This is a genomic window from Allobosea sp. LjRoot90, assembly GCF_964254315.1.
Lineage (GTDB): Bacteria > Pseudomonadota > Alphaproteobacteria > Rhizobiales > Beijerinckiaceae > Allobosea.
In genome coordinates this window covers 487581-499633 of record NZ_CAXUTF020000004.1, presented here as the reverse complement: position 1 = coordinate 499633, position 12053 = coordinate 487581, and the positions used below count along the sequence as shown (strand labels likewise).

Annotated in this window: 13 protein-coding genes; 7 read left to right on the top strand and 6 right to left on the bottom strand. The window is 66.1% G+C overall.

Going from position 1 to position 12053, the window contains the following annotated elements:
• Positions 1-6 precede the first annotated feature (6 nt).
• The 4 genes from ACSQ3M_RS17790 to ACSQ3M_RS17775 form a co-directional block, all read right to left on the bottom strand.
• Positions 7-432, bottom strand: a complete 426-nt coding sequence (locus tag ACSQ3M_RS17790; protein WP_436151390.1) for a YciI family protein — start codon at positions 430-432, stop codon at positions 7-9.
• 83 nt (positions 433-515) lie between these two features.
• Entirely contained in the window at positions 516-938 is a 423-nt protein-coding gene (locus tag ACSQ3M_RS17785) for a YciI family protein (RefSeq protein ID WP_436151389.1), read from the bottom strand.
• Between the two features lie 78 nt (positions 939-1016).
• A complete protein-coding gene (locus tag ACSQ3M_RS17780; RefSeq protein WP_436151388.1) occupies positions 1017-1439 on the bottom strand; it encodes a YciI family protein in 423 nt (140 codons plus the stop codon).
• 115 nt (positions 1440-1554) lie between these two features.
• Entirely contained in the window at positions 1555-2217 is a 663-nt protein-coding gene (locus ACSQ3M_RS17775; RefSeq protein ID WP_436151387.1) for a dihydrofolate reductase family protein, read from the bottom strand.
• Positions 2218-2500: 283 nt separating this feature from the next.
• Here ACSQ3M_RS17775 and ygfZ point away from each other — a divergent pair, with 283 nt between their 5' ends.
• Genes ygfZ through ACSQ3M_RS17760 form a run of 3 tightly spaced genes read left to right on the top strand, consistent with a single transcriptional unit; the run spans position 2501 to position 4607 of the window.
• Complete coding sequence (gene ygfZ / locus ACSQ3M_RS17770; RefSeq protein WP_436151386.1) at positions 2501-3388, top strand: CAF17-like 4Fe-4S cluster assembly/insertion protein YgfZ; 888 nt, start codon at positions 2501-2503, stop codon at positions 3386-3388.
• A complete protein-coding gene (locus ACSQ3M_RS17765; protein WP_436151385.1) occupies positions 3385-4008 on the top strand; it encodes a DNA-3-methyladenine glycosylase I in 624 nt (207 codons plus the stop codon). The genes ygfZ and ACSQ3M_RS17765 overlap by 4 nt, the downstream gene beginning before the upstream one ends.
• Positions 4008-4607 carry a YfbR-like 5'-deoxynucleotidase gene (locus ACSQ3M_RS17760; protein ID WP_436151384.1) on the top strand — a complete coding sequence of 200 codons (600 nt, stop codon included), beginning with the start codon at positions 4008-4010 and terminating at the stop codon, positions 4605-4607. Before ACSQ3M_RS17765 ends, ACSQ3M_RS17760 begins: the two co-directional genes overlap by 1 nt.
• Positions 4608-4788: 181 nt before the next feature.
• On the opposite strand, the gene ACSQ3M_RS17755 is transcribed toward ACSQ3M_RS17760, so the two are convergent.
• Positions 4789-5076 carry a peptide-binding protein gene (locus ACSQ3M_RS17755; protein ID WP_436151383.1) on the bottom strand — a complete coding sequence of 96 codons (288 nt, stop codon included), beginning with the start codon at positions 5074-5076 and terminating at the stop codon, positions 4789-4791.
• A gap of 198 nt (positions 5077-5274) precedes the next feature.
• On the opposite strand from ACSQ3M_RS17755, the gene aceB reads away from it, so the two are divergent.
• Complete coding sequence (gene aceB, locus ACSQ3M_RS17750; protein ID WP_436151382.1) at positions 5275-6882, top strand: malate synthase A; 1608 nt, start codon at positions 5275-5277, stop codon at positions 6880-6882.
• Between the two features lie 217 nt (positions 6883-7099).
• On the opposite strand, the gene ACSQ3M_RS17745 is transcribed toward aceB, so the two are convergent.
• Positions 7100-8077: a quinone oxidoreductase family protein gene (locus tag ACSQ3M_RS17745; protein ID WP_436151381.1), complete on the bottom strand. Its 978-nt coding sequence runs from the start codon at positions 8075-8077 to the stop codon at positions 7100-7102.
• Positions 8078-8160: 83 nt separating this feature from the next.
• Between ACSQ3M_RS17745 and ACSQ3M_RS17740 the strand changes: the two genes are divergently transcribed.
• From ACSQ3M_RS17740 to ACSQ3M_RS17730, 3 genes are all read left to right on the top strand, one after another.
• The gene (locus tag ACSQ3M_RS17740) at positions 8161-8730 is read left to right on the top strand and encodes a CGNR zinc finger domain-containing protein (RefSeq protein ID WP_436151380.1); all 570 of its coding nucleotides are present in this window, start codon (positions 8161-8163) and stop codon (positions 8728-8730) included.
• 431 nt (positions 8731-9161) lie between these two features.
• Complete coding sequence (gene argC, locus ACSQ3M_RS17735) at positions 9162-10136, top strand: N-acetyl-gamma-glutamyl-phosphate reductase (protein WP_436151379.1); 975 nt, start codon at positions 9162-9164, stop codon at positions 10134-10136.
• An 873-nt stretch (positions 10137-11009) separates the two neighbouring features.
• On the top strand, positions 11010-12038 hold the full coding sequence (locus ACSQ3M_RS17730; RefSeq protein ID WP_436151378.1) for a DUF3616 domain-containing protein: 1029 nt from the start codon (positions 11010-11012) through the stop codon (positions 12036-12038).
• Positions 12039-12053 lie beyond the last annotated feature (15 nt).

Sequence of the window (12053 nt, the reverse complement as noted above, 5' to 3'; positions counted from 1 at the left end):
AGCGGCTCAGCCGTTGTCGCCGACCTCGCTCTTGAGGCGCTTCCAGGCCGCATCGGCCTCGGGCGAAACCGCATCGCCAAAATCGGCGAAGTCGACGACCGGCCGGATCTCGATCTCGGACGGGCCAGGCATCGGGTTGGGACAGCGCTTGACCCAGGCGACCGCCTCGTCGAGCGACTTGCATTCCCAGATCCAGTAGCCCGCGACGAGCTCCTTGGTCTCGGCGAAGGGGCCGTCGACGACGGAGCGCCTGGTGCCGTCGAACTGCACGCGCGCACCCTTCGCGCTCGGCTGCAGGCCGTCGCCGCCCTTCATGATGCCGGCTTTCACCAGCTCTTCATTGTAGGCCATCATCGCATCGACCAGTTCCCGGGTCGGCGCCGCGCCGGCTTCGCTGTCCTTGGTCGCCTTGACCATCACCATGAAACGCATCGGTCTTCTCCGTTGGGTTGGAGCGGTGCAGGCCTTGCCTCGCACCCTCCGGATTGAATGGGATACTCAAGCTTTTTGATCGGTCAGCCGACGCGCTTCGCCGCCTCGGCACGCAGGCGCTCTTCCTGCTCGCGCAGTTCCGGGGTCAGCGCCTCGCCGAAATCCTCCATCTCGAAGATCGGCCGCATCTCGATCTCAGTGCCGCCGTCAAAAGGCGCGCGCTTCAGCCATTCGACCGCCTCGTCGAAGGAACGGACCTGCCAGATCCAGAAGCCGGCGAGCAGTTCCTTGGTCTCGGCGAAGGGACCGTCGGTGAGCGTCCGCTGCGAGCCCGAAAAGCGCATGCGCAGCCCCTTCGAGCTCGGATGCAGTCCGTCCATCGCCAGCATCACGCCGGCCTTCACCAGCTCCTCATTGTAGGCGCCCATCTGGGTGAAGAGATCTTCGCTCGGCATCACGCCGGCTTCACTGTCCTTGCTGGCCTTGACCAGAACCATGACACGCATCGGTCTTCTCCTTGAAGCAGAAGGGCGGAGGCGACGCCTCGCGCCTCCGTTTCGGTTCGATTTGCCTGGGTGGAAACGTCAGCCAGCGCGCTTCGCCGCCTCGGCACGCAGGCGCTCCTCCTGCTCGCGCAGTTCCGGGGTCAGCGCCTCGCCGAAATCCTCCATCTCGAAGATCGGGCGCATCTCGATCTCGGTGCCGCCATCGAAGGGGGCGCGCTTCAGCCATTCGACCGCCTCGTCGAAGGAGCGCACCTGCCAGATCCAGAAGCCGGCGAGCAGCTCCTTGGTCTCGGCGAAGGGACCGTCGATGATCGTCCGCTGCGAGCCCGAGAAGCGCATGCGCAGCCCCTTCGAGCTCGGATGCAGCCCATCGCCCGCCAGCATCACGCCGGCCTTCACCAGCTCCTCATTGTAGGCGCCCATCTGGGTGAGGAGGCCTTCGCTCGGCATCACGCCGGCTTCGCTATCCTTGTCGGCCTTGACCAGAACCATCACGCGCATCGGTCTTCTCCTGTCTGTCGGGGTTGGTTTTGCTTCGGTATCGGGCGGGAGAATTCCCGCCCTCTGTCATCACGTCGAACGAGGAACGCCCCGATCGACAGGCTCTGAAAAAAATTCAGCCCTTGGCCGCAATTTTTTCGCGGCGGGCGATTTCGGCGACGCTCGGCTCCGCGAATTCGAACGAGCCGGTGGTGACCTCGCCCTCGCGGCGATAGGTCGCCATCAGCACGCCGGTGCTCGAGGCGCTGCTCTCGACGAGCTTGAATGCGGCTGGCATGGCGCCCGAGCCGAACAGGCGCTTGCCCTTGCCGAGTACGACCGGGAAGGTCAGCAGCGTGATCTCGTCGATCAGGTCCTTCGCCAGCAGCGCCTGGATCAATTCGCTCGAGCCCTGCAGCAAGAGCTTCGGCCCATCCTGGCGCTTCAGCGCCGCGACTTCCGCGGCGGGATCGCCACGCAGCGCGACGGTGTTCTGCCAGGTCAGCGTCTGCGGCTCGGAGGTCGCGACATATTTGGTGATGGCGTTGAACTTGACCGCGATCGGATCGTCGCCGGCATAGGGCCAGTGCGCCGCGAAAATGTCATAGGTCCGGCGGCCGAGAAGCAGGTCGAACTTGTCGGTCAGGACCTTGTCCATGACCTTGCCCATCGCATCGTCCCAATGGTGGAAGGTCCAGCCGCCATGGCTGAAGCCGCCTTGCGGATCCTCCTGCGGACCGCCCGGCGCCTGCATGACGCCGTCGAGGGACACGAAGGTGGCGGCAACGACTTGTCTCATCTGATGTCTCCCGAACTCGCGGGAGCTCGTCCCGCATCGCTTGTCCGAAGCTCGGGCGGAGGCGGCAATGACCTGCGACTTCCGCTGCTTCTTGCTGACACGTCGAACGGCAAATCGCCGGATCGACAGCGTCCCAAAAAAAACTGCGATCGGCTCCTGGCGAAGGACGGCACCCGAATCCTGGCTCAGCTGCCGCACTGGTTGAGCCCCGGGCCGAAGCACCCTAACTATCGGGGCGAACGGCGCCCCACGCCGAAACAGCGATCGCTGAAAGAGTTCTGCCATGCCGGCAACCAGACTGGTCGACCGCGGCGTCATCCGCGTCAGCGGCGACGACGCCCGCGATTTCCTTGAGAACATCGTCACCAACGCGATGGAGACCGTCACGGTCGAACACGCCGGCTATGGCGGGCTCCTGACACCGCAAGGCAAGATCATCGGCGATTTCTTCGTCGTCGCGGTCCCGGACGCCGAGGGCGGCGGCTTCCTGCTCGACACGCCCCTGCTCCAGACCGCCGACCTGATGAAGAAGCTGAAGCTCTACAAGCTGCGCGCCAAGGTCACGCTCGACGATCTCAGCGAGACGGCGACGGTGATCGCCGCGACCGATGGCGGCACGCTGCCGGCCGATGCCGGGCTGGTCTATGCCGATCCGCGCTTGGCCGAGCTCGGCGAGCGCGCCATCGTCGACCTGGATGGCGCCGACGAGCTCGCGGATGCCAGCCTGGACGATTACCACGCCCACCGCATCGGCCTCGGCATCCCCGATGGCGGCCGCGACTTCATCTATGGCGACGCCTTCCCGCACGAGGCGCTGTTCGATCAGCTCGGCGGCGTCTCGTTCAAGAAGGGCTGCTATATCGGCCAGGAGGTCGTCTCGCGCATGCAGCACCGTGGCACCGCGCGCTCGCGCGTCGTGCCGATCGTCTTCAGCGAGGGATTGAATCCGGAGGACGGCGTCGAGGCCAGCGCCGGCAGCAAGCTGATCGGCCGCGTCGGTTCCTGTGCCGGCGGCCGTGGCCTTGCCTTGCTCCGGCTCGACCGCGTGGCGGATGCAATGGCCGCCGGACACAAGCTCGACGCCGGCGGCCTCGCCTTCACGTTGGCGAGCAAACCGTCCTTCATCCGGTTTCCTTATCCCGGCGAGCCAGAATTCGGAGCGGCAGCATGAGCGGGCGCGAGGCGGTCGAGGGCCCCGACGGCAAATATCGCTGCGTCTGGCCGGGGAGCGATCCGCTCTATCTTGCCTATCACGACACCGAATGGGGCGTGCCGGAGTATGATTCCCGCACGCTCTGGGAAAAGCTGATGCTCGACGGCTTCCAGGCCGGGCTGTCCTGGATCACCATCCTGAGGAAGCGCGACGCCTTCCGCGCCGGCTTCGCCGGTTTCGAGCCTGAAGCCGTCGCCCGCTTCGGCGAAGCCGATGTCCAGCGCCTGCTGGCCGACGCCGGCATCGTCCGCCATCGCGGCAAGATCGAGGGCACGATCCGCAATGCGCAGGCCTATCTCAGGCTCAGCGAGCAGGGCCCCTTCACGGACTTCCTTTGGAAGCATCTCGACGGGCGGGTGGTCCAGAACAGCTTCCGGACCCATGAGGGTGTGCCAGCCGAGACCGCGGTGTCGAAGGCGATCTCCAAGGAGCTCAAGGCCGCCGGCTTCACCTTCTGCGGCCCGACCATCGTCTATGCGGTGATGCAGGCCTGCGGCATGGTCAACGACCATCTCACCGGCTGCTTCCGGCGAGAGGAATGCGCGGCACTGGCGCGCGACACGCGCCCTGCCGCCTGATGGCGAAGCTGCCTGTCCCGCCGCGCGCCTGGCAGCGCATGCTCTCGGGCCGGCGGCTCGATCTGCTCGATCCCTCGCCGCTCGATGTCGAGATCGAGGATATCGCCCATGGCCTTGCCCGCGTCGCGCGCTGGAACGGCCAGACGCGCGGCGCCCACTCCTTCTCGGTGGCGCAGCACTCCCTGCTGGTCGAGGCGATCGCCGGCCATCTCAACCCGGACTGGCCGCGCGAATGGCGATTGATGGCGCTGCTGCACGATGCACCGGAATACGTCATTGGCGACATGATCTCGCCGTTCAAGGCGGTGATGGGCGACGCCTACAAGGCCGTCGAACTGCGCCTGCTGGCGGCGATCCACCTGCGCTTCGGCCTGCCGGCGGCGACGCCGGCCGTGCTCAAGCGCAAGACCAAGGACGCCGACAAGATCTCGGCCTTCCTCGAGGCCACCGAGCTCGCCGGCTTCGAGCGCGAGGAAGCCCTGCGCTTCTTCGGACGGCCCCAGGCCTTGCCGCGCGAGGTGCTGGCGCTGCTCGAGCCGCAGGCGACGGAGGCGGCCCAGGCGGCGTTCCTGAAGCGGTTCGGTGAGTTGGCGGGATAAGGCGCGAGGAACACCTCTCCCGGATGGGAGAGGGGCAGGGGTGAGGGACCGCCGCTGATTGCTAAGGCGATGCGGCGCCGCTGCGCCTTCTGCGGGTAGGGCAGGCCCTCATCCCTGCCCTTCTCCCACACGGGAGAAGGGTTCCCCGCGCTTCTGTCGTCAGCCGGTCAGAGCGGCCATCTCAATAGCAAGAGACAAACTCCCGGTAGACCCAGCCCACCATGTGGTTCCGGCCGCGCGGGCTGATCAGCGCCCAGGGTCGGCCGCGCTCGTCGAAGGACGTGTTCATCACCCTGATACCGGCGCCGTTGCTGACATAGCCGATGATCTCGCCATTCGGCGTCTCGCGGATGTTGAGCGGCGTGCCGGTCGGGTCGGTGACGGCGCAGCGGTTCTGGGCGAAGGCCGGTGCGGCCATGAGGGAGGTCGCAAGCGCGGCGGTCAAAAGGCCGAGGCGGGTGGCGGTCATGAACAAATCCCCTGATCGTCAACCGGCGCGCCCCGCGCCGTGACACGCCTGTGCAATGGTGGACTCAGGGGCGCTTTCGCTTCGAAATTCGATTGTTTCCGTTTTGGATCAGATCATCTGACATTCTCTGCCATTCCAGAAAAAGTCTTGCGGAGCCATACTGCCGGCATCAAATCGCAGCCGTGGGAGATGAAAGTCATGACCGCCCCGACCAGCCTGAACCTTCCTGCCGGCGTCGTCGTCAAGGGCGCGCTCGCCGAGCGCTATGACGAGGTCCTGAGCCATGACGCGCTCGCCTTCGTCGCCGACCTGCAGCGCCGCTTCAACGAGACCCGCAAGCGCCTGCTCGCTCTGCGCAAGGAGCGCCAGAAGCGCTTCGATGCCGGCGAGACCCCGGATTTCCTGGCCGAGACCCGCCATATCCGCGAGGGCGACTGGACGGTGGCGCCGATTCCGGCCGACCTGCAGGACCGCCGCGTCGAGATCACCGGTCCGGTCGACCGCAAGATGATCGTCAACGCGCTGAACTCCGGCGCCAAGGTCTTCATGGCCGATTTCGAGGACGCCTCCTCGCCGGTCTGGGCCAATATGATCGAGGGCCAGATCAACCTCCGGGATCGCTGGGCCGGCAAGATCGACTTCACCGAGCCGAGCACCGGCAAGGCCTACAAGCTCAAGGACAAGCCGGCCGTCCTGATCATCCGCCCGCGCGGCTGGCACCTGCCGGAGCGGCACATCGTCATCGATGGAGAGGAGGCCTCGGGGTCCCTGGTCGATTTCGGCCTTTACGTCTTCCACAACGCCAAGGCGGCTCTGGCGCAGGGCTCGGGCCCCTATTTCTACCTGCCGAAGCTCGAGAGCCATCTCGAGGCCAGGCTCTGGAACGACGTCTTCGTCGCCGCCGAGACCGCGCTCGGCCTGAAGACCGGCACGATCAAGGCGACCGTGCTGATCGAGACCCTGCCGGCGGCCTTCGAGATGGACGAGATCCTCTACGAACTGCGCGAGCACATGGCCGGCCTCAACTGCGGCCGCTGGGACTACATCTTCTCCTTCATCAAGAAGCTCGCCCGCAACAAGGCCTTCGTCCTGCCCGACCGCTCGCAGGTGGTGATGACCAAGGCTTTCCTGCGCGCCTATTCGCTGCTGCTGATCAAGACCTGCCATCGCCGCGGCGCCTTCGCCATGGGCGGCATGGCCGCGCAGATCCCGGTCAAGAACAACCCCGAGGCCAATGCCGCCGCCTTCGCCAAGGTCAAGGCCGACAAGGAGCGCGAGGCCGGCGACGGCCATGACGGCACCTGGGTCGCCCATCCCGACCTCGTCCCCGTCGCCATGGAGGTCTTCGACCGGCTGATGCCGCAGCCAAACCAGCTCGACAAGAAGCGCGAGGACGTCTCGGTCGGCCGCGACAACCTGCTGGAGGTCCATGAGGGCAGCCGCACCGAGGCCGGCTTCCGCGAGAACATCCGCGTCGGCGTGCAGTATCTCGAAGCCTGGCTGCGCGGCCGTGGCGCGGTGCCGATCTACAACATGATGGAAGACGCCGCGACCGCCGAGATCAGCCGCGCCCAAATCTGGCAGTTCGTCCAGTACGGCGTCGCGCTCGAAGGCGGCACCAAGGTCGACGCCGAGCTGTTCAAGCGCTGCCTGCCGGAAGAGATGGACCGGGTGAAGGGCGAGCTCGGCGCCGAAGTCTACGACAAGGGCCGCTTCCCCGAGGCGATCGACCTGTTCTCGAAGCTCTCGCTTGCGCCGGAGTTCGAGGAGTTCCTGACCGTGCCGGCTTACGGCAAGCTGGGCTGAGTTAACATCCCGCGCCGTTCACATGGGTGGCGCGGGTTTGCTTTCTGTTTCTGATCGTCGATGTCAGCGCTTGTCCGCAACGGGTGGAAAGCTGCCATTCCGGTTCGAGCGAAACATCGGGGTGAACTCGCGAGTGCCGCCCATCACCAGAACGGGGGCGGAGCCACTTGGGAGAACGAGGCGGAGGATGGGAGCGGCATTAAGAGAGCCCACGCCTTCATGACCCGACAGTGAGAAGAATCTTGCCCCGGGTTTCGTTCGATTCGATCCGCCGATGCGCCGCAGCCGCATCAGTGAGCGGAAAACGTTGATCGATCGAAACGACAAAGCGACCCGCGGCGACAAGATCGAGCAGAGCAATAAGATCAGGGCGCGGATTCCACCCAAGTCGTTGCAGGTTGGTGAACTGAAAGCCGAATATGGTGACATTCTTCGGATAGAAATCGCGTGTGTCGATAGTACTTGGTGTCAAGGCGACATTGGCCATCGCCACGACGCGGCCGCCCTGCGCCACGGCCCGCACGCTCTGGGCGAACGCTTCACCACCAGCAAGGTCGAGAACGACATCGGCGCCGCGCTTGTCCGTTAGCCGCATAACCTGTTCAACGAGGTCTTGGTCGCCTCTCAACACGACATGGTCGGCACCGAGATTACGGACGAACGCCTCCTTGTCCGATGAGCCGACCACGGCAATCACTACTGCGCCCGCGTGCTTGGCGACCTGGATCGCGGCGCTTCCCACGCCGCTGGCGGCGGCATGGATCAGCACGACATCGCCCTTGCGAACGCGCGCCAGCTCATTGAGGCAATAGCGCGCCGAGAGCCATGTGACCGGAAGCGCCGCCGCGACGTCAAAATCCACGCTCGGCGGAAGGAGAACAACCTTCTTGGCCTCCGCTACGACAAGCTCCGCGTAAAAGCCAGGCACGCCCCACGCCACAACCCGATCACCGATTGCAAAGCCGTCGACGCCCGCGCCAAGCGCCTCAACGAAGCCTGCCCCCTCGGTTCCCGGCGTCACCGGCAGAGGCGGCAAGATATGATAGCCGCCTGCCCGAAGTAGCGCGTCCGCACGATTCACCGAGGCCGCCGCGAGGCGAATCAAAATTTGACCGGCGCCTGGACTGGGATCGGGAACCTCGGCCGCTACCAACCGGTCCGGGGGCCCAAATTCCGTAACTTGCACAACGCGCATCGTCCACCTACCTCTGACACCATATGAATAGGTGTCGATATTTACACTAGTTCAATCGGTGTCAAGTGAAATAGAGTGGGGAAATGGAAGCGACGGAATTTAGATTCGTCGGCGGTAGATCGAGCCTCGATCTGATCGCTACACTGGGAAAGCGCCACGTAAAGCCGATTGAACGGCTCGCGGACAGCGCTGCCGCAGAGGCGTGGCTTGAGCTTGCGGGTGTATTGCCGCGCGGATCCGGCGCGAGAGTCAGCATCGTGCAGCTCGGTGCCCTGAGGAAGCTCCGCGAGACGATTTATCGCCTGGTCCGCGCCGCGATGACCGGCACCCGTTTCGAGCCGAGCGATCTGGCGGCACTCAACGCCGCCGCCACGGCTCCCGATCTCATCCCGCAATTGAATGGGCATGGCGCCGAAACCGTGAAATGGAACAGTCGCGATCCGGTCGATGCCGCGACCTCTTCGATTGCGCGCGACGCCGTATTGCTGCTCGCCCGCGTGTCGGCGAAACGGATCAAGGAATGTGAAGGCCCGGATTGCTCGCTTCTGTTTCTGGACGAGTCGCAGTCAAGCCGGCGGCGCTGGTGTTCGATGGACCGATGCGGCAACCTGTCGAAAATTCATACCTATCGCCGCCGCAAGCCGCAGGGCTAGACGGAGTGGCCGCGCCCGACGCTAGCTAGCACGGGACTAGGTCCGGTCTGAAACGGTGAATCGCCCTGTCATGCGGGCGAAGAGCTACCGCCCGCTACCGTTAACATGTGTCCAATAATGCGCGGAACCAGGTGGGCATGCGCCCGCCAATGTCCGCAACGGGTCGTCGGCAGACATTCCACTTGACGATAAATGTGGGTCGGGACAGTGTCCCGGGGCATGCTCAGGAACCGGACCCTTTGCGACCGACGCCGACGCCGCTTCACCCAAGCGGCGGCTTCTTGGGCTGCGCGTCGATCAGCGTCCTTCCACGTGGTGACTGCCTCAGCGTAGGTCCCACCACCGAAGCGACCTCCGACCCGCGTTTCTGAACCCCCGCAGCCCTCGGCTCCGGGGGTTTTCTTTTGCCCGAACCCCAGAAGGACATCACCATGAGCATTCGCGTCGGCATTGTCGGGATCAGCGGTTTTGGCGGCGGCGAGGCACTGCGCCTGGTCGCGAGCCACCCGTCTTTCGAGCTGGTCTACGCCGCAGGCGAGAGCAGCGCCGGCAGCCGCTTGGTCGACCGTTTCCCCGGTGTGCCGACCAAGCTGGCCGAACTGGTGATAGAGAAATGGGATCCAGCGACCCTGCCGAAGCTCGACGTGCTGTTCGCGTCGCTGCCCACCGGCGCCTCGGCCGAGGCGCTGGCGCGCGTCCCCAAGGACGTGAAGATCGTCGATATCGGCGGCGACCACCGCTACGTCGAGGGGTGGGCTTATGGCCTGGCCGATATCTGGCCGGCTCAGATCGAGGGTCAAACCCGCGTTGCCAACCCCGGCTGCTTTCCCGCTGCGACGCTGAACGCGCTGGCGCCGCTGCTGGCCAACAAGCTGATCGAGCCCGGCAATATCGTGATCGACGTCAAGACGGGCATCTCCGGTGCCGGCCGGGGCGGCGACAGCAAGTTCGGCTACGCCGAGAGCAACGAGAACCTGGTGCCCTACGGTCTGCTCAAGCACACCCACATGCCCGAGATTGCCAGGACGATCGAGCGGCTGAGCGGCGGCAGCGCGGCCGGGCTGGTGTTCACGCCACACCTGGTGCCGATGACCCGCGGCATACTCGCCACCATCTATTGCCGCGGCCACGCCACCACGGACCAGTGCCTGGACGCGGCCCGGCGCTTCTACGCCGGGCGTTCGTTCGTCCGCGTGACCGACAAGCCGCCGCAGACCAAATGGGCTACCGGCTCGAACCTCGCCTTTGTCAGCTATGCGGCCGATCCAGAGCGCAACTTGGTGATCGCGATGGGCGTGGTCGACAATCTCGGCAAGGGAGCCGCCGGCCAGGCGGTACAGAATGCGAACCTGATCTGCGGCCTACCAGAAACCGCGGGGCTGGACGGCGTGCCTGTTTGGCCATGATGAAGGCCGACCTCCAGGCAGCTATTCAATCCGCTTCGTAGGTCCGCAACGGGTCGCAAGTGGACTTCAATGGCTCGCCTGCGGGGATAGGCCACGACCTTATCCCCGCCCTCCCAACCTCCCGTATACTCCCTCGCACCCATCCCCGAGGGGCGGCCATCCGGAGGCATGTCGTTTGGCGGGGTGGGTGCGGCGCCTGCGGGCGAGGGTTGCGCCTCGCTCCCGGGAGGCTTCGGGAACCGACCTGGGGGTACTACGGCCCCTGCGCGAGGAGCTCGCTAGCTGGACGGCCCGCCGATGATCAACTGCTCGAACGCCGACGCGACGACCCGATGAGGGGAACTGGCGAAGGCGGCGGGCGGGATCGGCGGTGCGTCCGAATGAAGCGCGGCCCGGGGCTTTAAAATCGCCGATGGCGGAGCGCCACGGGGCGTGCGGAGGGTGGCTCAATCCCTTCGCGCCGCTTCCTGGCTCAATGGAAGCGGAATACCAAACGCGCCTCGCGGCGCTCCGCTGCCCCTCGATCGCGACAACGCCCGCGGGACGAGCCTGCGGGCGGGAATGACGCTTGGGCGCGGGAGGCGCGAGGAATCCCTCTCCCGAATGGGAGAGGGGCAGGGGTGAGGGACCGCCACTGACGACAAGGGTGCAGCGGCGCCGTTGCGCCTTCTGTGGCAAGCGCAGGCCCTCATCCGGCGCTCCGCGCCACCTTCTCCCATCCGGGAGAAGGGAAGTCGCCGAGGCTCCCTCATCGCAAGAGAAGAAGACGGCTCCTGCAACAGGGTGTCCTTGCCCGGCGCAAGAATCGGCACCCCGGCCTTTGCAACTTGCGGCCGCCACGCCTATCTCGCGGCTTTCCACCGGAGCAAGACCATGCGGCTTGCCACCCTGCCTGCCCTTTGTGCCCTCGCCCTGCTTACCGTCGGCCCAGCCCGCGCCGAGCCGCTGAAGCCGGAGCGCCGGATCGAGGCCACCTCCGATTTCGCCGGCAAGAAGGGCAAGGCCGCCAACGACATCAGCGGCATCGCCTGCCGCCCGCCCGCCGGCGGGGAATGGCGCTGCCTTATTGTCAACGACGAGAGCAAGGCCGCTCAGTTCGCGACGCTGACGCAGACCACGATCAAGCCCGAGCGTCCCCTGCCGCTCATCGGCGACACCGCCCCCGCCGCCAGCGGACGCCAGCCCGCGATCGGCTGCCCTAAGCCGGGCGGCTTCGGCGAGTTCGATGGCGAGGGCGTCGCCTATGCCGACCGCTCCTTCTATGTCGTCGGCTCGCATGGCTGCTCGCGCCATGGCGGCGAGTACCGCCCCTCCTCCTTCCTGCTGGCGCGCATCCCGCCCGGCAATGGCCAGGCCGGCGCGCCCGAGCTGAGCTGGCGCGTCTCCGACCTCCTCGCTGCTGCCGGCGAAGTCGCGCCCTATCTCGGCAAGCCGCTCGACGCCGGCACCAACGGGCTCAACATTGAGGGCCTCGCCGTCGTCGGCGACCGGCTCTGGCTTGGCCTGCGCGCGCCGTCGCTCGATGGCCGCGCCTTCCTCGTCGGCGGCAGCGTCGCCGAGCTGTTCAAGCCGGGCAGCGAACCGGCGACGGCCAAGCCGCAGCTCCTCGCCTTTGCGGCCGGGGCACAGCGCGGCGTGCGCGACCTCGCCCCGCTCGCCGATGGCCGCATCCTCGTCCTCGTCGGCCCGGCGCAGGACCAGGAGGTGCCCTATGCGATCGTCCTGCTCGACCCGGCTGATCCATCGGCTACCCGCGAGCTCGGCGAACTGCGCCAGCGCAAGAACGCCAAGGCCGAGGCCCTCACCATCCTGACCGAGGAACGCGACGAATTGCGCGTCATCGTCGGCTATGACGGGGTCAAGAACGGCGAGTTCGAGGAGTACCGGCTGAAGCTGCGCTGAGGCGGAGGCAGGCGT